General features: G+C 60.4%; 15 protein-coding genes. 10 read left to right on the top strand and 5 right to left on the bottom strand.

Annotated elements, in window-relative coordinates:
• Window positions 1-106: 106 nt before the first annotated feature.
• From DCO47_RS17245 to guaA, 3 genes are all read left to right on the top strand, one after another.
• Window positions 107-655 (top strand): hypothetical protein, encoded by a 549-nt coding sequence (locus DCO47_RS17245; protein WP_064364344.1) that lies wholly within the window; start codon window positions 107-109, stop codon window positions 653-655.
• A gap of 105 nt (window positions 656-760) precedes the next feature.
• Window positions 761-2,230, top strand: a complete 1,470-nt coding sequence (guaB, locus tag DCO47_RS17240) for an IMP dehydrogenase (RefSeq protein WP_016773343.1) — start codon at window positions 761-763, stop codon at window positions 2,228-2,230.
• A gap of 80 nt (window positions 2,231-2,310) precedes the next feature.
• Window positions 2,311-3,888 carry a glutamine-hydrolyzing GMP synthase gene (guaA, locus tag DCO47_RS17235; RefSeq protein ID WP_042608327.1) on the top strand — a complete coding sequence of 526 codons (1,578 nt, stop codon included), beginning with the start codon at window positions 2,311-2,313 and terminating at the stop codon, window positions 3,886-3,888.
• Between the two features lie 77 nt (window positions 3,889-3,965).
• On the opposite strand, the gene DCO47_RS17230 is transcribed toward guaA, so the two are convergent.
• The 3 genes from DCO47_RS17230 to treR all read right to left on the bottom strand — a co-directional run bounded on the left by DCO47_RS17230 (window position 3,966) and on the right by treR (window position 10,215).
• Entirely contained in the window at window positions 3,966-7,100 is a 3,135-nt protein-coding gene (locus DCO47_RS17230; protein WP_116658536.1) for a membrane-targeted effector domain-containing toxin, read from the bottom strand.
• Between the two features lie 116 nt (window positions 7,101-7,216).
• Window positions 7,217-9,427 (bottom strand): TerD family protein, encoded by a 2,211-nt coding sequence (locus DCO47_RS17225; protein WP_256590197.1) that lies wholly within the window; start codon window positions 9,425-9,427, stop codon window positions 7,217-7,219.
• An 83-nt stretch (window positions 9,428-9,510) separates the two neighbouring features.
• A complete protein-coding gene (gene treR, locus DCO47_RS17220; protein WP_064364356.1) occupies window positions 9,511-10,215 on the bottom strand; it encodes a trehalose operon repressor in 705 nt (234 codons plus the stop codon).
• Between the two features lie 235 nt (window positions 10,216-10,450).
• Between treR and treP the strand changes: the two genes are divergently transcribed.
• The 7 genes from treP to tadA all read left to right on the top strand — a co-directional run bounded on the left by treP (window position 10,451) and on the right by tadA (window position 19,814).
• The gene (treP, locus tag DCO47_RS17215) at window positions 10,451-11,893 is read left to right on the top strand and encodes a PTS system trehalose-specific EIIBC component (RefSeq protein ID WP_042608323.1); all 1,443 of its coding nucleotides are present in this window, start codon (window positions 10,451-10,453) and stop codon (window positions 11,891-11,893) included.
• Window positions 11,894-11,972: 79 nt separating this feature from the next.
• Window positions 11,973-13,619 carry an alpha,alpha-phosphotrehalase gene (gene treC, locus DCO47_RS17210; RefSeq protein ID WP_065616641.1) on the top strand — a complete coding sequence of 549 codons (1,647 nt, stop codon included), beginning with the start codon at window positions 11,973-11,975 and terminating at the stop codon, window positions 13,617-13,619.
• A gap of 104 nt (window positions 13,620-13,723) precedes the next feature.
• Complete coding sequence (locus DCO47_RS17205) at window positions 13,724-14,947, top strand: carbohydrate porin (RefSeq protein WP_116658535.1); 1,224 nt, start codon at window positions 13,724-13,726, stop codon at window positions 14,945-14,947.
• 50 nt (window positions 14,948-14,997) lie between these two features.
• Window positions 14,998-17,526 carry a phosphoenolpyruvate--protein phosphotransferase gene (gene ptsP, locus DCO47_RS17200; protein ID WP_116658534.1) on the top strand — a complete coding sequence of 843 codons (2,529 nt, stop codon included), beginning with the start codon at window positions 14,998-15,000 and terminating at the stop codon, window positions 17,524-17,526.
• 2 nt (window positions 17,527-17,528) lie between these two features.
• Window positions 17,529-17,825, top strand: a complete 297-nt coding sequence (locus DCO47_RS17195; RefSeq protein WP_116658533.1) for a PTS transporter subunit EIIB — start codon at window positions 17,529-17,531, stop codon at window positions 17,823-17,825.
• Between the two features lie 112 nt (window positions 17,826-17,937).
• Window positions 17,938-19,314 carry a multicopper oxidase family protein gene (locus tag DCO47_RS17190; protein ID WP_042608318.1) on the top strand — a complete coding sequence of 459 codons (1,377 nt, stop codon included), beginning with the start codon at window positions 17,938-17,940 and terminating at the stop codon, window positions 19,312-19,314.
• On the top strand, window positions 19,314-19,814 hold the full coding sequence (gene tadA / locus DCO47_RS17185; RefSeq protein ID WP_042608317.1) for a tRNA adenosine(34) deaminase TadA: 501 nt from the start codon (window positions 19,314-19,316) through the stop codon (window positions 19,812-19,814). Before DCO47_RS17190 ends, tadA begins: the two co-directional genes overlap by 1 nt.
• Window positions 19,815-20,087: 273 nt before the next feature.
• Here tadA and cmoB read toward each other — a convergent pair whose 3' ends face one another.
• Entirely contained in the window at window positions 20,088-21,044 is a 957-nt protein-coding gene (gene cmoB, locus DCO47_RS17180) for a tRNA 5-methoxyuridine(34)/uridine 5-oxyacetic acid(34) synthase CmoB (protein WP_116658532.1), read from the bottom strand.
• Window positions 21,041-21,748, bottom strand: coding sequence for a carboxy-S-adenosyl-L-methionine synthase CmoA (gene cmoA / locus DCO47_RS17175; protein ID WP_166554639.1), 708 nt, complete (start codon window positions 21,746-21,748; stop codon window positions 21,041-21,043). The genes cmoB and cmoA overlap by 4 nt, the downstream gene beginning before the upstream one ends.
• Window positions 21,749-21,957: the final 209 nt, after the last annotated feature.

The raw sequence follows: 21,957 nt of genomic DNA, 5'->3' as shown, positions 1-21,957 counted from the left end.
GCTCGCGATAGCAGTGCATCAATCAAAATTGGTGCGTCTGACCCACCGCTATCGCGAGCAGGCTCACTCCTACAGGGGGATCCCGGTATTTTCAGCAGGCTCGACCATGAACACGCAAAGCATCATCGTCCCGAAAATCTCCACCCTGCCGGTGCACGAACCCCGGGCGCGGGCGATCGTGCGCTGGCTGGTGCGCAAGAACATCATCGAAGAACAGCTGACTACTTGCGGCCGCACCGGCAACCGCATGGCCCACGCCATCGCCGAGGGTGCCCGCGCTGTCGTTCTGCACCCCGAAGCGCTGCCGTTCGGCGAGCCGATCAATGGCCTGGAGATCGTCACCAAACGCTGCATCTACACCCCGGCCAAGGGCTTTCTCGAAGAGGCCGGTTGCGCCGAGTGTCGCCGCGAAGTGGGCGAGGCGCTGTTCGAAAGCCTCGAAGACTGGTTTCCAGGACGCACCGACAATTTCACTTGCCCTGAATGCGGGCATGAAGACGACATCAACGGTTTCCTGTTTTTGCAGGAATGCGCGTTTTCCAACCTCGGTTTCATTTTCAATAACTGGCTGGAGGCGGGGTTCAAGCAGAGCTTTATCGACGAGTTCGCCGATTGGCTCGATCAACCTGTCTCGTGGGTCAAGGTGGAGCTGTAGGGCCGGGGTTTTCCATCTATCAATTAGGCTGAGTTTTACATTGAACAGCAGGGGGTGTCTGACTATAATGGCGCGCTTCCATTTTCCCGCTCGGGAGCCCCCGCGATGCTGCGTATCAGCCAAGAAGCTCTGACATTCGACGACATTCTCCTAGTGCCCGGTTATTCCGAGGTGCTTCCCAACGAAGTCAGTCTGAAGACCCGTCTTACCCGTGGCATCGAACTGAATATTCCTCTGGTTTCTGCCGCCATGGACACCGTTACTGAAGCCCGTCTGGCAATTGCCATGGCTCAGGAAGGTGGCATCGGCATTATCCACAAGAACATGACCATCGAGCAGCAAGCTGCCGAAGTGCGCAAGGTCAAGAAGTTCGAAGCCGGTGTGGTCAAGGATCCCATCACCATCGAGGCCGATGCCACGGTGCGTGATCTGTTCGAACTGACCCGTCTGCACAACATTTCCGGCGTTCCGGTACTGCACGATGGCGACCTGGTCGGCATCGTCACCTCCCGCGACGTACGTTTCGAAAACCGTCTGGAAGCCACTGTCCGCGAAGTGATGACGCCTAAAGAGCGTCTGGTCACGGTCAAGGAAGGCGCCGACAAGAACGACGTACGCGAACTGCTGCACAAGCACCGCATCGAGCGCGTGCTGATCGTCGACGACAAATTCGCCCTCAAAGGCATGATGACCGTCAACGACATCGAAAAAGCCAAAGCCTATCCGCTGGCCAGCAAGGATGACCAAGGTCGTCTGCGCGTTGGCGCTGCGGTCGGCACCGGTAAAGACACCGGTGATCGAGTGACCGCACTGGTCAACGCCGGCGTGGACGTGGTGGTGGTCGACACTGCGCACGGTCACTCCAAAGGCGTGATCGACCGCGTACGCTGGGTCAAAGAGAACTTCCCTGAAGTGCAGGTGATCGGCGGCAACATCGCCACCGGCGCCGCTGCCAAGGCTCTGGCCGAAGCGGGCGCCGACGCAGTCAAGGTCGGTATCGGCCCTGGCTCGATCTGCACCACCCGTATCGTCGCCGGTGTCGGCGTGCCGCAAATCAGCGCCATCGCCAACGTCGCCGCTGCCCTTGAAGGCACCGGCGTTCCGTTGATCGCCGACGGCGGTATCCGGTTCTCCGGTGACCTGTCCAAGGCCATCGTCGCCGGTGCGTCCTGCGTGATGATGGGCTCGATGTTTGCCGGTACCGAAGAAGCACCGGGCGAAATCGAACTGTTCCAGGGCCGTTCGTACAAGGCCTATCGCGGCATGGGTTCGCTGGGCGCCATGTCCCAGGCCCAAGGCTCGTCCGACCGTTACTTCCAGGACTCCTCGGCAGGTGCCGAGAAACTGGTTCCGGAAGGCATCGAGGGCCGTGTGCCGTACAAAGGCACCCTGAGCGCGATCATTCACCAGTTGATGGGCGGCCTGCGTTCCTCGATGGGCTACACCGGCAGCGCCAACATCGAAGAAATGCGCACCAAGCCCGAGTTCGTGCGGATCACCGGTGCCGGCATGGCCGAATCCCACGTTCACGACGTGCAGATCACCAAGGAAGCGCCAAACTACCGCGTAGGTTGAGGCTTCCAGCAAAACGTTAAATCACCGGGGCTGTTCATTCAGCCCCGAGTTGTTTCTGATTCACTACATGAGAATGAGTCATGGCCCTCGACATTCACGCTCACCGCATCCTGATCCTCGACTTCGGTTCGCAATACACCCAGCTGATTGCCCGCCGCGTGCGCGAGATCGGCGTGTACTGCGAACTGCACCCGTTCGACATGGACGAAGATGCGATCCGCGAATTCGCCCCTAAAGGTGTCATCCTCGCCGGCGGCCCCGAGTCCGTGCACGAAGCCAACAGCCCGCGCTGCCCGCAGGCGGTGTTCGATCTGGGCGTTCCGGTATTCGGCATCTGCTACGGCATGCAGACCATGGCCGAGCAACTGGGCGGCAAGGTTGAAGGTTCCGAACTGCGTGAGTTCGGTTACGCCCGCGTTGACGTGGTCGGCAAGAGCCGCCTGCTCGACGGCATCGAAGACCACATCGACGCCGACGGCCTGTTCGGCCTAGACGTGTGGATGAGCCACGGTGACAAAGTCACGAAGATGCCGGAAGACTTCCACATCCTCGCCAGCACCCCGAGCTGCCCGATCGCCGGTATGTTCAACGACGATCGCGCTTATTACGGCGTGCAATTCCACCCGGAAGTGACCCACACCAAGCAGGGCGGGCGCATCCTTTCGCGCTTCGTGCTCGACATCTGCGGCTGTGAAGCGCTGTGGACGCCGTCGAAGATCGCTGAAGACGCCATCGCCAATATCCGCGCCCAGGTCGGCACTGACAACGTCCTGCTGGGCCTGTCCGGCGGTGTCGATTCCTCGGTGGTTGCTGCGCTGCTGCACAAGGCCATCGGCGACCAGTTGACCTGCGTGTTCGTTGACAACGGCCTGCTGCGTCTGCACGAAGGCGAGCAAGTGATGGCCATGTTTGCCGAGAACATGGGCGTCAAAGTGATCCGCGCCAACGCTGAAGAGCAGTTCCTCAACAACCTGGCCGGCGAAGCCGATCCGGAGAAGAAGCGCAAGATCATCGGCCGCACCTTCATCGACGTCTTCGACGCCCAGTCGAACAAACTGGAAAACATCAAGTACCTCGCGCAAGGCACCATCTACCCGGACGTGATTGAGTCGGCTGGCGCGAAAAGCGGCAAGGCCCACGTGATCAAGTCGCACCACAACGTGGGCGGCCTGCCGGAAGAGATGAACCTGAAACTGGTCGAGCCACTGCGCGAACTGTTCAAGGACGAAGTTCGTCGTCTGGGTCTGGAACTGGGCCTGCCGTACGACATGGTCTACCGTCACCCGTTCCCGGGCCCGGGCCTGGGCGTGCGCATCCTCGGTGAAGTGAAAAAGGAATACGCCGACCTGCTGCGTCGCGCCGACCACATCTTCATCGAAGAACTGCGCAAGGCCGACTGGTACCACAAGGTCAGCCAGGCGTTCGTGGTGTTCCAGCCAGTGAAATCGGTGGGCGTGGTCGGCGATGGCCGTCGTTACGCCTGGGTCGTGGCCCTGCGTGCCGTGGAAACCATCGACTTCATGACCGCACGTTGGGCACACCTGCCTTACGAACTGCTGGAAACCGTCTCCGGCCGCATCATCAACGAAATCGAAGGCATCTCGCGCGTTACCTACGACGTATCGAGCAAGCCACCGGCGACGATTGAGTGGGAATAATCCCGCTGCGGTTCGATTAACGAAAAACCCTTGGCCTCAAGCCAAGGGTTTTTTCGTTTCATGGGTTGGCCAATCGGTCAGGTGGGCAAGCGACTTTGCAGGGTCAGGCCGATTTCTATCAGGCGCTCGGCCAGTGCGGCGATGTTGCGGAACATGATGCCGCTGATGCGAGGTAGCGACTGGGCCCAGATGTATACTTGGCCATCCCTCCTGCGATTGACCACTGTCCGGACAATATTGCTCGCGCTGTTGCGACGCACCAACGTGTACGTGTTGTTTTGTGCCTGTTCGATCAGAAACATACCGTTGCGATGCAGAAGCTTTTCCAGGGATGCCTCAGTCCATTGCGGCACCGGTGTTTCGATCTGCAAGCGCAGATCAGCGAAAAGCACATCGGATGAGTTGCGCGTCGTTGCTCCGTTATCAAACGGACCGCGAGCGACTTTCAACCCCGGATCGATGCCTGTCTCCGCCACTTCGCTCGGCGAAACCTCTTCAATCCGCAAACCGATGCCGCCCCTGAGTTCGCTTATTCCAGGCAGGTTTCTGAACGTATTGATGTTCGTCGCCTCGATCAGAGCTGCCCATTTACCCGGTCCGTTGAGGATTTCGTCACCCCACATGATCTGCGAGGCGAGCCGGGCGTGGATCATCTGCTCCTCGATCGAGGTAAGCGGTATCTTCAGTTTGTAGCTGTGCACGGTCTCGAGGCCGTGGGTCCTGATGCCATTGGCCTGGGCGGTCTTGACCAGTTCGAGGAGGTCGAACCGGCCTTCAGGGTCGGTACCCAGGCTGGACAGGTAGACACGAAGATCCTCGGACATCTCTCCCGACAAGTAGAAGTCATTGAGATCTGCCTGGGCGAAGTCACTCAGCAAGCCACGGACGTACAGGGTTTTGATATGCCGCGCGAACGCGGGCATGTTCTCGATCATGAAACGCATGCTGGCGATACGATCGAAGGTTTCACCGACGACCAGCCCTTGGCTATTGGCAAAGATGCGATCGATCAACTGAGTTGTCTGCATTTGCGGGCTGACCTGAGGAATGACCGGCCGCACGGGCAGATTGGTCCAGTTCAGCTCCGAGTAATATTCCTTGGCTTCATTGAGCAGTGCCGCGCGTCTTTCGCTGAAATAGGCTGCATACGTGTCGGCGGGTGCACGATTGCCCCGGTTTGCACTGGAGAGCTCGGCGAAAGTCTCTGGCAAGTTCATTGCCCATCTTCTCATTCTGGCCATGTCCATCCCGACGATATCGTCAAGGGGGGTTACCAGGCGCAACGGGCGCGCAACCGGCGAAACCGGCTGGACGAGTGGCAGCTCCGCCGACGGCGTTGCCGAAGCCGGCGTCGAGGTCAGTTCGTCCTCCGGCAAACACGCCTTGCCCACACATTGGCCGCCTCCACGCAGACGCAGCGCTGGCATGCGTTCCCATTTGCCGCCAGTGCCCAAGCGTACTGGCAAAGAGTAAGCGAACTGATTGGGGCGCTCGGGATTGACGATGGCCCAGTTGCCAGTGCCTTCAGAGTCGGCAAAATAGCGCACGTAATACGCTACGCCATCCATTTCGATGGCATAGGCCGGCTCTTTGTCGAGGCGGTAGATGCCTTCGAATTTTCCCGGGACCGCCTCAGCGGAACGTTGTGCAAGCAGTTCGTTGCACCGATAACGACCGGGAATCCCTGGCAACGACGAACCTTGCCTTGCCGCCGCCATGCTCAGGTGCTCAGAGGCGGTGACGGATGTCGTCTCGCGGGGTATTTCGTTCGTCAACTCATCCGTCGCCGCTTCAATCGTCGTGGCCGGTGGAAGCTCTGCAGGCGGCAGCAAGGGCGTGTCAGCCGACGTGAACTCGATCAGCCCGAGCATTTCCTGCGCTTCGGCAAACTCGACCTGAGGACCTACCTCCAGTTGCGCGCCCGTGCCGATCAGGAACGGGACGTTGAAGACAATTTCGATAGCGTTGAGCACCGCGCCGGTAACGCCGGCTTTGCGTTCGGTGGCCGTCGAGCCGTTGATGGCCTGATCGATGTTCAAACCCATGTTGGCGATGCTGGCGCCAATCAGGGGCAACGCCACCGGCCAGCCTACGGCCGCCATAGGGCCGAACACCTTGAGGCCGGCTGTCAGATAACCCATCCAGAGTTTCTTGCGCAGGTCACTGTTGGACGTGAGCACCAGATGCGCTTCGGCAACCATCGCCGTGCGAGTCGATTCGCTTAACCAAGTGAACGCGTCACCGCTGATCGCGACATTGCTGCGGTTGACCATGTGGTGATCGCTGTGGCCCCAGGTGTGGACCAGGCGATTCATCAGATCGGTGAGGTTTTCGGACAGGTGATTGCTGTCGGCCAGCGCGAAGTGCTTGAGAAACGCCGGGCGCTTGTCCTCGGCATTCATCTGCTCAAGCAACCACCAATGCAGATCGGCCTCGTTGTCCATCAAGCGAAAGGCCTGGGCCTCGCCGGGCAAATAGAGGGTCTGTCGACCATTGGTTTCTACCAGACGCAGCACATTGGTGGCGACGTGACCATCGAGATCCAGCGCGCGTACTTCAGCGCCGACCGGGTATGTCGCTCGGAGCATTGGCAGGGTGACAGGCCAGGTAACGGGGCCGACTACCGAATCGACGATGCGCTGAAAATCAGTCCCATCGAGGTCGCCCTGTTGCAGCGCCTGCACGGCCTGGCTGAGGAAATTGCACTTTGCCAACGCACGGAAATCCTCCGACGCGGTTTGCCAGAATTTCGTCAATTGACCGGTGTAGCGAGCGCTGAAGTCGACATCCCAAAACACCTTCAGCACGTCGCTGCCCAGCAAGCGCACTTCATTGCTCTGATTGAAATTCTCTGCTTGCGGGCCATCCGAATAAAAGCCGCAGTAGAGGCCGAGCAGGTCTGCATTGTCCTGGTCGGTGGCACGAAAACGATGGATGACCAGTTGCGTGAGGGTGAGCGTTTCGTAAGGCTTTTCCAGCAAGTGTTCCCAACCGGTAAAGGTCAGCGTGCTGCTCTGCGCCGTTTTGAAACGGTGGAAATAGATCTCGTCAGGGTCAAGGCCGGACAGACCTTTGTCCGCGAGCAGTTCGTTGGCCACTTGCCGGGCCGCATCAAGCAGGCTCGGGCAGGTCTTCACGATCGTTGTGGCGATGGTTTTGAGGGCGTTTTTGTCCGCTGCGTTTGGCAGCAGGCGGCGTTCGGGAGCGGTCATGTGTTCTTTCATCCTTGAGGAACAAAGACTGAGCATGACCGATTGGCCCGAGGGGGGTGTGTTAGCCAGCTATCGCGTGTTGTCGTCTTGCTGTTAAGCAAATGCGCGCGCAGATGTCAGAGATATTCGGATCGAATCAGGTCTGTATCGAACGGCGTCAGCCCCTGATGAGGCGCGAACACCGTCTGCGCCTGCCCTGCAGAAGCCACTCTTTCGCCCCGTGCCCGCACATGTAAATCAAAAAGCGTGTGCAGGTCCGGCCGTGGGGTATGCACCAAGGCGCGCAGCATCAACGAAACTCCGCTGAGGTTGTTGTCGACGTTGTTCCAGCGGGGCGATGAAGTAAGTCCCAGATCAGCCCAGATCATGCGGCGTTCCTGCAGGTCCATTACGAAGGGCAGACAGATGCCGGTGTCAGAGGCGATATCAATGCGGTCGACTACGGTGCGCGGTTCGAACACTTCTCCGGATGCTGTGTCGGCGCGAGCCATCCAGCCCGCGAAGCATTCAGGCAGGTCGCAATATGGCTGCCGGGTAAACGAGTTAAGGGACGTGACTACATAGCGGACACCCTTTTTGACGAGAGCATCAAGGTCAAGGTCGATGAACTCGGCAGCGCCATTGGGTGCATCGACGATGTCGCCGCTGTGGTAGCCGCCGTAGCTTTTGAGGTTGTAATAGGCGACCGCTTCCTGGAAGACGAAGTCGGTGTCGAAGAAGGCGGCGGACAAGTCGATGTCCGTGCGCTCACGGCCATTCTTCCACCAAAGAAACAGGCGAATGAATCGCGTATCTGGCATCGGTAATCGACTGCCGCGTACCAGGGTGCGCAGCGATTTGGCTGCGGCGCGCTGTGACAATGGCACTAGGTATTCGCGCAACGCCGGGTCGACAAAGCAGCGCCCCAGTGGTGGAAGTAACGCAAAGCGCGTGATCAGGGCGTTCTCGCAGATTTCTGCGGCACGGGCTAACACCTGGGAGGCGATCGGTTCTCGACGATCTTTAGTGCCGAAGACTTTGGCCAGCGCTCCTTTGGGTGTGAACGCCCGCAGGGGCAGGGGGCGCGGAGCTTTTATCTGGGCCAGCAACTGCAGCAGGACAGGCGAGGACACTTGTGCTGCGACGGTCTCAAAGGCGTCGAGCACCGCGCCCGGGTCGGTGGCGCGCCGCAACGTCACGTCCAGCCGGCGGGCGAATTCTCCGGGACGATCCTGCAGCACGGGCGTAAGGGCGGCGATCTGACGTTGGGCAAGCATTGTTTCGACACGCGACCCGAACGAGGCCGGCGGATCGTTGCGTCGCGCTGCGGTGATAGCCGCGAATGCTCGCGGATACTGCTCAGCGTAATCGCCTGGATGCACGACTTCGGCCAGGCGTTTCCAGCGTTCGGCCTGGCGCATCACATCTTCCGTAGCGTTGGGTGCGCCGTCGAGCAGGCGCAACAGCTTCCGACGCATCGAACGTTTCATTTTGCTAAAGCGAGTCTGCGCTGTCGCCAGCGACACGTCTCCGCCATGCAGTGCGATCGCCACGCGCAGCACGTCCGTTGCCGTTTCGACATTTTGCTCAAGGAATGCCTCGACCCGGGCATCGTCACTGATATGCAAGATCAGCGCGCCGCCAACCAGTGCGCGAATCTCGCGGAACGGGATGGTCTCTGGCAGCAGACGGAACACGTCGCTTTTGTACGTTCGGATAAACCAGCTGACATCGGCGGCTTCCTCTTCGGACAGCGATGTGCGCGATGAGACCAGCGGCTCAAGCAACGCCTCGAACTCGCTGACACTTCCCGGTTCAATGACCCAATGGATGAAGTTGCCTTCCAGCATGGCAGGCCGAACCTGTTCGCTGGGCGGCAAGCGCCGAAGCGTTTGGTAGTGAATGACGGCGTTGAGATACAACTCCGCCTCTGAAGCCTCGAGGACTTGGTTGGGAAAATCAGGATAAAACGGTCGGTGATGTACATGAGCACCGCTGCGGCGCCGCAGGATTCGAATGACTTCACGCAGCCAATTCTTGAGTTCTACCGCTGAAAGCAAGCCGATTTGCTCAATCAGCGGCTCAGAGAGTACACATCGAAAAGCCGCGACTTCTTTGACAGCTGATGCGACCTGCGCGCGTGTGGCTCCGCCAGAGCCCGCAGGGACGTGAAGTTTTGTACGGCGCCGCAGGAACAGCTCCTGCTTAATCATGATTTCTTCCTTGGTCCGCCGTTCCTGTGAGCTGAAGCTCACCTGTGCAATCGATACGAAAGCGCCTGCAATAAGCAGGCGCGGTGTGGAGAGCGGAACCCCTAGTTCATAGGGGATAGAAGGAAGGTGTTCCATAGCCACGCCGGCATACTACCGGAGGTCATCGCGGTTTGTCAGCGAACCACATATTTTGAAACGGGCTCGCCTGTCAGCGGGTATTAGCGCCGCGCCACATCTGAAAAATAGAACTTGTCCAGCGTATGCCGCGATTCGGTGTATTCGAACTGGCGGCCGTCCTGCAGGAAGGTCTGGTTGCTGACCACGATGACGTGGCTCTGGCCGTCGAGGTCCAGATGCTGTTGATCGTCCTTGCTGCACGCAACTGCTTCGATGGTGCGCTGGGCGTAGGCAATCTGCAGTTGCAGGGTCTGTTCGATGTGGGCGTAGATCGAGTGTTCGGCGATGTCTGCAGACAGGTCGGGAATCACCGTGCTGACGAAATGGTTGATGTCGAGAATGACGCGTTTGCCGTCGATGCGCCGTACCCGTTTGATGCGGGTGATCGGGCTGCCGGGCTCGGCGTTGATGTGTTCGAGCAGCGTACCTTCCAGCGGGACCTGGCACATCTCCACCACTTCGGTGCTGACGTCGTTGCCCAGGCGCGGGTGGGTTTCCTGAAAGCTGACGATGCCGCCGAGCTGGAACTCGATCGGGTTGGTCGACAGCACGAACGCGCCTTTGCCGTGAATCTTCTGGGCGAAACCGCGCTCCTGCAGTTGATCGATGGCCTTGCGCACCGTGCCACGGCTGGCCTGATAGGTGTCCATCAATTCGGTTTCCGAAGGCAGCCGGGCGCCGCGCTCCAGGCGTTGGGTGGTGATGCTGGCAAGCAAATCGCTGTAGATCTGATTGTATTTGCTCATGACTGGGCTCTGTGCCGACGGTGCTCAAAACCCCGAACCTTAAGGGTAGGGTAGGGCTTTGTCCATGCGGAGGACGGAAAACGGCTTAGGTCAGAGTAGGAAAAATCCTTGCTGATCTGACGTTCATCCACTCACACAAACTCGTACAGACGAGTTGTTGCATTAACTCGTACAGACGAGTATTTTTCCTCTCGGCGTGCTGCCAATAACAACAATCCACGACGGAAGAACAAGCATGAGCCATGACTATCCGAACATCGCCAGGGAGCTGCTGGAAAGCCTCGGTGGCAGCGACAACATCGAGCAGGCGGCGCATTGCGTGACGCGTTTGCGCCTGGCGTTGAAAGACCCCGCGCGGGTCAATGTGGCCGCACTCAACGGCGTCGAGCTGGTCAAGGGGTCGTTCTTCACGGGTGGGTTGTATCAGGTGGTCATCGGCCCGGGCGACGTTGAAAAGGTCTACGCCGAACTGAGGCAACAGACAGGCCTCGCGGCATCGACCATCGCCGACGTTAAACAGAAAAGCGCCGAGAAGATAAACGCCATGCAGCGGCTGGTGCGGGTGTTTTCCGATGTGTTCATGCCGATCCTGCCGGCGCTGATCATTGCCGGCCTGTTGATGGGCATCAACAACCTGCTCGGCGCCAAGGGCATGTTCATCGAGGGGCAGACCCTGCTCGATGCCTATCCCAACCTCGATGGCTTGTGGAGCCTGATCAATCTGATGGCCAACACCTCGTTCGTGTTTCTGCCGGCACTGGTGGGCTGGTCGGCGGCCAAGCGCTTTGGCGGCAGCGAAATCCTCGGCATCGTTCTCGGTCTGATGCTGGTGCATCCGGACCTGCTCAACGCCTGGAACTACGGCAAGGCAGTTGCCGGGCTGGACGGGCAGCAACTGCCGTATTTCGACATCCTCGGGCTTTTCCAGGTGGAAAAGGTGGGTTACCAGGGGCAGATTCTGCCGATCCTGCTGGCGGCCTATGTGATGAGCGTGATTGAAAAATGGCTGCGGGCGCGCGTGCCCAATGCCGTGCAACTGCTGGTAGTGCCGATCACCACCATTGTCGTCACTGGCGTGCTGGCGCTGGCGATCATCGGCCCGGTAACCCGGCATATCGGCATCTACATCACCGAAGGGCTGGTCATGCTGTTTGATCTGGCGCCGCTGGTGGGCGGTCTGATTTTCGGTCTGTTGTATGCGCCTTTGGTGATCACTGGCATGCACCACATGTTCCTCGCGGTGGATCTGCAATTGATCTCGAGCCAGGGCGGCACCTTCATCTGGCCGATGATCGTCATGTCCAATCTGGCGCAAGGCAGTGCGGCACTGGCGGTGTTCTGGATGACGCGCAATGCGCGGGACAAGAGCATGGCCTCGACCTCGGCGATTTCCGCCTACTTCGGCATCACTGAACCGGCGATGTTCGGCGTCAATCTGCGCTACAAGTTTCCGTTTTACGCCGCGCTGGCCGGCTCGGCGCTGGGTTGCATGTTTCTCTCGCTGAACAAGATCCAGGCTTCGGCCATCGGTGTTGGCGGCCTGCCCGGTTTCATTTCGATCATGCCGCAGTTCATCCCCATGTTCGTCATCGGGATGCTCATTGCCATGCTCGTGCCGTTTGCCCTGACCTGCGTGCTGAGCATGAAGATCGTCCGGCCGGGTTACCGGGTGGCCTGAAATCAAAAGATCGTCCGATCGCGGCCCGACCCTTCGGCAGCTCCGACACGGTTCCTGACATTCAAGAGGAAAATCCGCCATGCAAGACTGGCAACGTTCGGTGATCTACCAGATCTACCCGAAGAGCTTTCACAGCCATGCCGGCAACGCCACCGGCGACCTGCTCGGCATCGTTGCCAAGCTCGATTACCTGCAATGGCTGGGAGTCGACTACCTGTGGATCACGCCGTTTCTGCGTTCGCCGCAGCGCGATAACGGCTACGACATCAGCGACTACTACGCGGTCGATCCGAGCTACGGCAGCATGGCCGACTGCGAACTGCTGATCGCCGAAGCGGGCAAGCGCGGGATCAAGCTGATGCTCGACATCGTGGTCAACCACACCTCGATCGAGCACGTCTGGTTCCAGCAGGCACGCAGCAGCCTCGACAATCCCTACCGCGACTTCTATATCTGGCGCGACCAGCCGAACAACTGGGAATCCAAGTTCGGTGGATCGGCCTGGGAGTACGAAGCGCAGACCGGCCAGTATTATCTGCACCTGTTCGATCACACCCAGGCCGACCTCAATTGGGACAACCCCAAAGTCCGCGACGAAGTGTTCAAGATGATGCGCTTCTGGCGCGACAAAGGCGTCGGTGGCTTTCGCCTGGACGTGATCAACCTGATCTCCAAACCGGCGGACTTTCCCGAAGATGACAGCGACGGTCGGCGCTTCTACACCGACGGGCCGAATGTGCACACCTACTTGCAGCAAATGCACCGCGAAGTTTTCGAGGGGCACGATCTGATCAACGTCGGCGAGATGTCCTCGACCCGCCTCGAACACTGCATTCGTTACTCCAATCCGCAATCGCAAGAACTGTCGATGACCTTCAATTTTCATCACCTGAAGGTCGATTATCCGAACCTGCAGAAGTGGGTGCGCGCCGATTTCGATTTCCTCCAGCTCAAGCAGATTCTCTCCGACTGGCAGACCGGCATGCAGGCGGGCGGTGGGTGGAATGCGTTGTTCTGGTGTAACCACGATCAGCCGCGCGTGGTCTCGCGGTTCGGCAATGACGCTGAATACCGCGAGCTCTCGGCGAAGATGCTTGGCACGGCGCTGCACTTTCTGCAGGGCACGCCCTTCGTTTATCAGGGCGAAGAACTGGGCATGACCAATCCCGGTTTCGAGAGCATCGAGCAGTACCGCGATGTCGAGACCCTGAATATCTTTCGCCTCAAGCGCGAGGCCGGGGCGAGCGAACTCGACAACATGGCAGCGATCATGCAGAAGTCCCGGGACAACGGGCGCACGCCGATGCACTGGCACGCCGGGCACAACGCCGGGTTCACCCGTGGCGAACCGTGGATCGGCGTGCCGGCCAATGCCGCGCAGATCAACGTCGCGCAGCAGTTGCACGACCCGGAATCGGTATTGCATCACTACCGACGCCTGATCGCCTTGCGCCGCACTGAAGCGCTGATCTCCGACGGCGTATATCGTCAGCTGCTGCCGGAGCATCCACAGGTCTGGGCCTACCTGCGCGAGGGCGCAGGTGAACGTCTGTTGGTAGTGAACAACTTCTATGGCACCGCGTGTGACGTCGAGCTACCGCCGCTGATCAACGAGTCCATGGAGCAGCGCCTGTTGATCAGCAACTACCCGGACTGTCCGAAACGCACGCGGTTGCTGCACCTGCGACCTTACGAATCCTTCGTTCTGCACCTGACCGACCCCTGATCACTAACTGAAAAACAACCTTTGAAAAAACACGCAGAACGCTGCGCGGGGGATTTGTGCGCGCTGAATTCCTGCGACCACACAATAAAAACAATGGGTGGCATATGAAAAAAACCATGAGTTACAGCCTGGCAGTCGCCGGATTTTGTCTGGCAATGCCTACGTCTTCACAGGCGCTGGAGTTTGGCGGCTATCTGCGCAGCGGTGTCGGTACTTCGGTCAACAGCAGTGGACAGTCGTGTTTCCAGTTGCCCGGCGCGCAGACCAAATATCGCCTCGGCAACGAGTGCGAGCAGTACGGTGAGCTCGAGCTGCGTCAGGATCTGTACACCCTCGACGACGGTTCGGTGCTGAGCATCGACGGCATGGCCTCGCTGTACAACCGTTACGATCGCAGCCCGACATTCAAAGAGGACAATGGCTCGATTCGCTTGCCCCAGGCCTACGCACAATGGTCGGCGATGCCCGCGCTCAATGGCGGTTCGCTGTGGGCGGGGCGGCGCTACTACAAACGTAACGACATCCACATTTCCGATTTCTACTACTGGAACCAGAGCGCCACCGGCGGTGGTATCGAAGACGTATTGATCGGTGGCTTGAAATACAGCTACGCCTTTTCACGCAAGGACAACCTTTACCAGAAGGATTACATCAACCGGCACGACTTCAACGTCGGCGGTTTCAACAGCAACCCCGGCGGTGAACTGGAGTTTGGCCTGAGCTACATCGACAAGCCCGACAGTCGCGACGCCCACCGTGGCTGGGCGATCACCACTCAGCACGTCCAGCAGGATTTTTTCGGCGGCAAGAACAAACTGGCGCTGCAATACGGCGAAGGGCCGGGCACCGGGTTGGGCTATACCGGTAACGTCAGGCTCGATGACCGCAACAAGAGCTACCGGATCGTCGAGTTCTTCGACTGGCAAGTGACGCCGCGTTTTGGCGGGCAAGTGCAGGCGGTGTATCAAAAGGATATTCGTCAGGATGGCGCCGACCAGAACTGGCTTTCGCTGGGTGTGCGCCCGGCCTACGCATTGAGCGAGCAGTTCAAACTGGTGACCGAACTGGGACACGATCAGGTCGAGGCGGCGGACGGCACGCGCAAGCTGAGCAAGTTCACCTTCGCGCCGACGTGGTCACCCAAAGGCCCGGAATTCTGGGCGCGACCCGAGGTGCGTCTGTATTACACCTATGCCAGCTGGAACCAGGCGGCCAAGCGTGCCGCCAACCTGTTGGCCAAGGGCTCGGCGCTGTCCGATACGGGCGCCTTCGGCAACGCGCGGCACGGCGCCAATGTCGGCTTGCAGGTTGAATACTGGTGGAAATAAGCAAAGCGGCTGCGACCGCTCATTCAATCAATACAAGCTCAGGTGATGTCATGGCCACACCCCAACAATTGCAGCTGCTGGCTCCATTATCCGGCGTGCTGATGGCGCTGGACGAGGTGCCCGACCCGGTGTTTGCCGGGCGGATCATCGGTGACGGCCTGTGCATCGACCCGACGTCCTCGACGCTCTGCGCGCCGCTGGCCGGCGTGGTCAGTGACGTGCAGGCCAGCGGGCACGCGCTGACCATTACCAGTGATGCAGGTGTGCAGGTGCTGATGCATATCGGTCTGGACACGGTGAATCTCGCGGGGAAGGGGTTCATCCGCCGTGTCGAGGCAGGGCAGCGGGTCGCAGCGGGGCAGGCGCTGATCGACTTCGATGCTGATTACATTGCCCTGCATGCGCGCAGTTTGTTGACCTTGATGCTGGTGGTCAGCGGCGAGCGCTTCGATTCGCTCGTCGGCTCGACCGGGTTGGTGGAGGTTGGCCAGCCCGTGCTGGATGTCGGGGTCGGCGTATCGCCTGGCGAAAATCCCGCTGCGGCGCAAGGTGATGCGGTTTTCTCGCCGCCGATCAACCTGCCCAACCCCAACGGCCTGCATGCGCGCCCGGCAGCAGTATTTGCCCAAGCGGCCAAAGCGTTTTCAGCGACGATCCATCTGCACAAACTGCAAGCACAGGCCAATGCCAAATCGTTGGTGGCAATCATGGCGTTGCAAACGGCCCAGGGTGACAGCGTGCAGGTCAGCGCCGAAGGAGACGATGCCGAGGCCGCCGTCGAAGCGCTGACCCGCTTGCTGACCGAAGGCTGCGGCGAAGCTGTCACAGCGCCGGCGCCAGTCGAAGTCGTCGGCGCAGAAATGCCGAACATCCTGCGCGGTGTCTGTGCCTCGCCCGGTTCGGCACTGGGCCAGGTCATGCAGATCGTCGAAGCGACGCTCATGGTCAACGAGTTCGGCGCCGCGCCGCCGGTCGAACGGGAGGCGTTGAGCCAGGCACTGATCGAAGCCGACATGGCCTTGCAGCATCTGCGCGACACCGCCAGCGGCGAGGCGCAGGCGGAGATCTTCAGGGCGCATCAGGAACTGCTGGCCGACCCGAGCCTGCTGGATCAGGCCCAGGCCTTGATCGACGAGGGCAAAAGCGCGGCATTTGCCTGGCAGACCTCCACCGAAGCCACGGCGGCGATGTTCCGTTCGCTGGGCAATGCCTTGTTGGCCGAACGCGCTGCGGATCTGGCCGATGTCGGCCAGCGTGTGCTCAAGCTGATCCTGGGTGTGCACGAGCAGACGCTGGAGCTGGCGGACGACACCATCCTCATCGCCGACCAGTTGACCCCATCGCAGACGGCAGGGCTGGATACGCGCAAGGTGTTGGGTTTCGCCACGGTCGGCGGCGGTGCCACCAGTCATGTCGCCATCCTCGCGCGGGCCTGTGGCTTGCCGGCGATCTGCGGCATGCCGATGCAAATGCTGACGCTCGACAACGGCACGCGGGTGCTGCTCGATGCCGACAAGGGCGAGTTGCAATTGCATCCGGACGCCGAGTCCATCGACCAATTGCGTACGCGACATGCGCAACAGCGCCAGCGCCATCAGCAGGAGCTGGCGCAGGCCAGCGAGGCGGCCTGCACCCGCGACGGTCAGCACATCGAAGTCACGGCCAACGTTGCCTCGCAGAGCGAAACCGCGCAGGCCATGGAACTCGGCGCGAATGGCGTGGGGCTGCTGCGTTCGGAGTTTCTCTATCTGGATCGCCAGCAAGCGCCGAGCCACGATGAACAGGTCGCCACCTATAGCGCCATCGCCCGCACTATCGGACCAGCGCACAATCTGGTGGTGCGCACCCTCGATGTGGGCGGTGACAAGCCGCTGGCCTATGTGCCGATGGACAGCGAAAGCAATCCCTTCCTCGGTTTGCGTGGCATTCGTCTGTGCCTTGAGCGACCGCAACTGTTGCGCGAACAGTTTCGGGCGATCCTGGCCTGCAGTGCGCTGACGCGTCTGCACATCATGTTGCCGATGGTCACCCACCTTGCGGAGTTACGTCTGGCACGACAGATCCTTGAGCAGGAGGCGCAGGTGCTGGGGCTGACGCACTTGCCGAAACTGGGAATCATGATCGAAGTGCCCGCCGTCGCGCTGATGGCCGATGTGCTGGCACCGCATGTGGATTTTTTCTCGATCGGCACCAATGACCTCACCCAATACACCCTGGCCATGGATCGCGATCACCCGCGTCTGGCCAGCCAGGCGGACAGCTTCCACCCTGCGGTGCTGCGCCTGATCGCCATGACGGTGAAAGCTGCACATGCGCACGGTAAATGGGTCGGGGTTTGCGGCGCGATGGCTTCCGAACGCCTGGCCGTGCCGTTGCTGCTGGGGCTGGGCGTGGATGAACTGTCGGTGAGCGTGCCGTTGATTCCGGCGATCAAGTCGGCGGTGCGTGAGTTGAATCTGGCCGACTGTCGAATCATCGCCGAACAGGTTTCAAACCTGGAAAGCGCTGGCGACGTACGCGACGCCTTGCAGCGGTTTCATGAGGTGAAAGTCGATGGCTCGCCGGTAATGGAGAATTGAACATGTTCGACAAATTGCAGCAGGCATTCTGGAAAGCGTTGACGCCGGATCTGGTGCCGGACGAGGTGAAAGTCGCCGCTGACCCGGTTGCCGGATTGAGCGCAGAGATCGTCGCGGCGTTGGGCGGTGTGGATAATCTCAAATCGCAGCAGCCGGTGGCGCTGACCCGGGTGCGGGTGGCGCTGCATGACGCGGCGCGTGTTGACCGTCAGGCGCTGAGTGTCGCCGGTGTGGCTGGCGTCATGCCGCTTGGTGACGGCGTGCTGCACCTGATCACCGGGCTGCGCACGCAGGGCTGACAAGACGTGCGGCCGCAGGTCGCCCTTACTGTTTCTCAACTGCGGGTGTATCGTATTCGCCTTTTTGCGGATCCCTCGGGGTCCGTCGCTGATACGTGAGGTAGTTGAGTTCATGTCCTTTACCCGTCGCCAAATCCTCGGTGGCCTGGCCGGTCTTGTTGTCGTTGGCGTGGGCGCGGGAGGCGCTTCGCGTTACTGGCTGGGCAAGATGGCCGACGCCGAGGCCGGGCACGACTATGAACTGATCGCCGCGCCGCTCGACGTCGAGCTGGTGCCGGGGCACAAGACCGAGGCCTGGGCTTTCGGCCCGTCGGCGCCGGGTACCGAACTGCGCGTGCGCCAGGGCGAATGGCTGCGGGTGCGTTTCATCAATCATCTGCCGGTGGCGACGACCATTCACTGGCACGGCATCCGCCTGCCGCTGGAAATGGACGGCGTGCCTTACGTATCGCAGCTGCCGGTGCTGCCGGGCGAGTATTTCGACTACAAATTCCGCGTGCCGGACGCCGGCAGCTACTGGTATCACCCGCATGTCAGCAGCAGCGAAGAACTCGGACGCGGGCTGGTCGGGCCGCTGATCATCGAGGAGCGCGAGCCCACCGGTTTCAAGTATGAGAAAACCCTCAGCCTGAAGAACTGGCATGTCGACGAACAAGGCCAGTTCGTCGAATTCAGCATCCCCCGCGAAGCGGCCCGTGGCGGTACCGCCGGGCGTCTGTCGACGATCAATGGCGTGCCATTGCCGGTGATCGATCTGCCGGCCGGGCAGATCACCCGGGTGCGCTTGCTCAACCTCGACAACACCCTGACCTACCGCATCAACATTCCCGGCGTCGAAGCGATGATCTACGCGCTCGATGGTAATCCGGTCGAACCACGACCATTGGGCAAGGAATACTGGCTCGGCCCTGGCATGCGCATTTGCCTGGCGATCAAGGCGCCGGCGGCCGGTGAAGAGTTGTCGCTGCGCAACGGCCCGGTACGCCTGGGCACGCTGCGTTCGGTGGCCAATACGGACGCGCCGACGGACTGGCCGAAAGCGCTGCCGGCCAACCCGGTGGCCGAGCCGGACCTGGCCAATGCCGAGAAACTCAACTTCAATTTCGAATGGGTCGGCTCGGTCTCTGTGAACACCGAAAACGGCAAGCCGCCGAGCCTGTGGCAGATCAACGGCAAGGCCTGGGACATCACCGACAAGACCTGCGCCGATCGACCGATCGCCAGTCTGAAACTCGGCCAGAGCTATATTTTCGAACTGAAGAACATGACCCAATACCAGCACCCGATCCACCTGCACGGCATGAGTTTCAAGGTGATCGCGTCGAACCGGCACAAGGTCGTGCCGTATTTCACCGACACCTATCTGCTGGGCAAGAACGAGCGTGCGCAAGTGGCGCTGGTGGCGGATAACCCGGGGGTGTGGATGTTCCACTGCCATGTCATCGACCACATGGAAACCGGCCTGATGGCCGCGATCGAGGTGAAGTGATGCGCCAGATTCGCCCGGCGGCGATCATCGACCGCAGCCGCGACCGCGACTTCATGCGCGAAGCCCTGACCCTCGCCGCACAAGGCGCGGCGCTCGGCGAAGTGCCGGTGGGCGCAGTGCTGGTGCAGGACGGCGAGATCATCGGCAGCGGCTTCAACTGCCCGATCAGCACCAGCGACCCGAGTGCCCACGCCGAAATGGTCGCGATCCGCGCCGCCGCGCAGGCAGTGGATAACTATCGCCTGCCGGGCAGTACGCTGTACGTGACGCTGGAGCCGTGCAGCATGTGCGCCGGGTTGATCGTGCATTCGCGGGTGGCGCGGGTGGTGTATGGCGCCCTGGAGCCCAAGGCCGGGATTGTGCAGAGCCAAGGTCAGTTTTTCACCCAGGGATTTTTGAATCACCGGGTGTTGTATGAGGGTGGGGTGTTGGCTGAGGAATGTGGCGCAGTGTTGACCGAGTTTTTCCGCGCTCGCCGCGCCAAAAGCCCCTCACCCTAACCCTCTCCCAGAGGGAGAGGGGACTGACCGAGGTGGATGGGCCAAGTCCGCCGACCTGAAATACCGAGTCGAACTCAAGTTTTGAAAGCAACAATCAGCTCCCTCTCCTTGGGGAGGAGGGAGAGGGGACCGACCGAGTTGAATGGGTGAAGTCCGCCGACCTGAGACTCCGAGTCGAATGCAAATTTTGAAAAGCCCAGAGATCTGCTCCCTCTCCCTGGGGAGAGGGCTGGGGTGAGGGGTAGGCTCACCGCGATCATCAGGGAATTACGCTTACTTCTTCGCAACAATCACCGCCCGCATCGGCGCCGGCAGCCCTTCGATGGTTTTGCTGTGATCCGCGGGATCAAGAAAATCGCTCAGCGACTGATACTTCATCCACTCCGTCCCGCGCTGTTCCTCGACTGTCGTGGTGCTGACATCCACACAGCGAATATCGGTGAATCCCGCGCGGCGCAACCACAACTCCAGCGCCGGCACCGACGGCAGGAACCACACGTTGCGCATTTGCGCATAACGATCTTCCGGCACCAGCACCTGGTGCTTGTCGCCTTCGACCACCAACGTCTCCAGCACCAGTTCGCCGCCCTTGACCAGGCAATCCTTCAGCGCCAGCAAATGCTCGATCGGCGAGCGGCGGTGGTAGAACACGCCCATGGAGAACACGGTGTCGAAACCTTCCAGATTCGCTGGCAAGTCCTCGAACGGGAATGGCAGGTGCCAGGCATTCGGCTCTGACAGATAACGCTGCACCGCCTGGAACTGGCAGAAGAACAGCCAGTTCGGATCGACGCCGATCACGCTGTCGGCGCCGGCGCCAAGCATGCGCCACATGTAGTAGCCGTTGCCGCAACCCACGTCGAGAATGCGTTTGCCTTTCAGATCCAGATGTGGGGAGACGCGCGACCACTTCCAGTCCGAGCGCCATTCAGTGTCGACGTGCACGCCAAACAGATCGAACGGCCCTTTGCGCCACGGCGACAGGCCCATCAGTGCGCTGCGCATCTGTGCGCGAGTGTCGTCGTCGCAATCGGTGTCGAGTGTCAGGCCGTTGAGCAAGTCGACTTCGCTCGGCTGAATCTTCGGCAAGGCATCCAGCGCACTTTGCCAGCGCTCCAGGTCGCCGTGGCCTTTTTCCATTTTCTTGTCGAGTTGACGCTGCAGGGTGTTGGCCCATTCGGCCAGCGGAGTGCCGGCCAGACGGCGGGCGAGGGGGGACAGATCAATCATGGCAAGGCAATCAACGAGGCAAAGTTAAGACACTGGAACCACGGCACGACTTTCGAGAATCCGGCGGCCAGCAGGCGTTCGCGGTGTTCTTCGAGGCTGTCGGGCTTCATGACATTTTCGATGGCGCTGCGCTTCTGGGCGATTTCCAGTTCGCTGTAGCCGTTGGCGCGTTTGAACGCGACGTGCAGATCGGTGAGCAGCGCGTGCTCTTCGGCATCATTGAAGCGCAGCTTCTCCGACAGAATCAGTGCGCCGCCGGGCAACAACGACTGACGAATGCGCGAGAGCAGCGCGGTGCGCTGATCCGGGGCGATGAATTGCAGGGTGAAGTTCAGCGCCACCACCGAAGCGGGCTGGAACTCCAGCGCGAGGATATCGCCCTCGATCACTTCGACCGGCAGCAATTCCTGAAACATCGAGTCCTGGCCGTTGAGGTATTCCCGGCAACGCTCGACCATCGCCGCCGAGTTATCCACAGCAATCACCCGGCAACCGTCGGTGCGCACATGGCGGCGCAGGGCTTGAGTCACTGCGCCGAGCGACGAACCTAGGTCGTAGAGCACGCTGTTCGGTTGAGCGAATTGCGCCGCGAGCACGCCGAGGTTCTCGACGATGGTTGGATAACCCGGCACCGAGCGCTTGATCATGTCCGGGAACACCCGCACCACGTCTTCATTGAAGGCGAAGTCAGGCACCTGGGCCATGGGCTGGGCGAAAATGCGATCGGGTTCTTTGCTCACGGCGGTTTCCGGCGGGTGTCGGTGGAAAAGGCCGGCATTTTAGCCAAAGTGAGGCGCGGATGCTTGGGTTGTCTGATAAAGCACCGGACGGGGGGTAATTCTCGCCGTCAGGTATATGGCTTTCGCGAGCAGGCTCGCTCCCACAGGGGGATCTCTGCTTGGTCAGGAAGCCC

Origin of the sequence: Pseudomonas sp. NDM, from assembly GCF_003105095.1 — a bacterium.
GTDB lineage: Bacteria > Pseudomonadota > Gammaproteobacteria > Pseudomonadales > Pseudomonadaceae > Aquipseudomonas > Aquipseudomonas moraviensis_A.
The sequence above is the reverse complement of the archived record's forward strand: the minus strand, read 5'-3'. Positions and strand labels throughout refer to the sequence as shown.

What these genes read in the sequence shown, in the direction of transcription:
- cmoA (WP_166554639.1), bottom strand. Translation starts at nt 21,748, where the DNA reads ATGGCCCAGGTGCCTGACTTCGCCTTCAATGAAGACGTGGTGCGGGTG.
- treC (WP_065616641.1), top strand. Translation starts at nt 11,973, where the DNA reads ATGCAAGACTGGCAACGTTCGGTGATCTACCAGATCTACCCGAAGAGC.
- treR (WP_064364356.1), bottom strand. Translation starts at nt 10,215, where the DNA reads ATGAGCAAATACAATCAGATCTACAGCGATTTGCTTGCCAGCATCACC.
- guaA (WP_042608327.1), top strand. Translation starts at nt 2,311, where the DNA reads ATGGCCCTCGACATTCACGCTCACCGCATCCTGATCCTCGACTTCGGT.
- cmoB (WP_116658532.1), bottom strand. Translation starts at nt 21,044, where the DNA reads ATGATTGATCTGTCCCCCCTCGCCCGCCGTCTGGCCGGCACTCCGCTG.
- tadA (WP_042608317.1), top strand. Translation starts at nt 19,314, where the DNA reads ATGCGCCAGATTCGCCCGGCGGCGATCATCGACCGCAGCCGCGACCGC.
- DCO47_RS17205 (WP_116658535.1), top strand. Translation starts at nt 13,724, where the DNA reads ATGAAAAAAACCATGAGTTACAGCCTGGCAGTCGCCGGATTTTGTCTG.
- DCO47_RS17195 (WP_116658533.1), top strand. Translation starts at nt 17,529, where the DNA reads ATGTTCGACAAATTGCAGCAGGCATTCTGGAAAGCGTTGACGCCGGAT.
- DCO47_RS17230 (WP_116658536.1), bottom strand. Translation starts at nt 7,100, where the DNA reads ATGACCGCTCCCGAACGCCGCCTGCTGCCAAACGCAGCGGACAAAAAC.
- DCO47_RS17190 (WP_042608318.1), top strand. Translation starts at nt 17,938, where the DNA reads ATGTCCTTTACCCGTCGCCAAATCCTCGGTGGCCTGGCCGGTCTTGTT.
- guaB (WP_016773343.1), top strand. Translation starts at nt 761, where the DNA reads ATGCTGCGTATCAGCCAAGAAGCTCTGACATTCGACGACATTCTCCTA.
- ptsP (WP_116658534.1), top strand. Translation starts at nt 14,998, where the DNA reads ATGGCCACACCCCAACAATTGCAGCTGCTGGCTCCATTATCCGGCGTG.
- treP (WP_042608323.1), top strand. Translation starts at nt 10,451, where the DNA reads ATGAGCCATGACTATCCGAACATCGCCAGGGAGCTGCTGGAAAGCCTC.
- DCO47_RS17225 (WP_256590197.1), bottom strand. Translation starts at nt 9,427, where the DNA reads ATGGAACACCTTCCTTCTATCCCCTATGAACTAGGGGTTCCGCTCTCC.
- DCO47_RS17245 (WP_064364344.1), top strand. Translation starts at nt 107, where the DNA reads ATGAACACGCAAAGCATCATCGTCCCGAAAATCTCCACCCTGCCGGTG.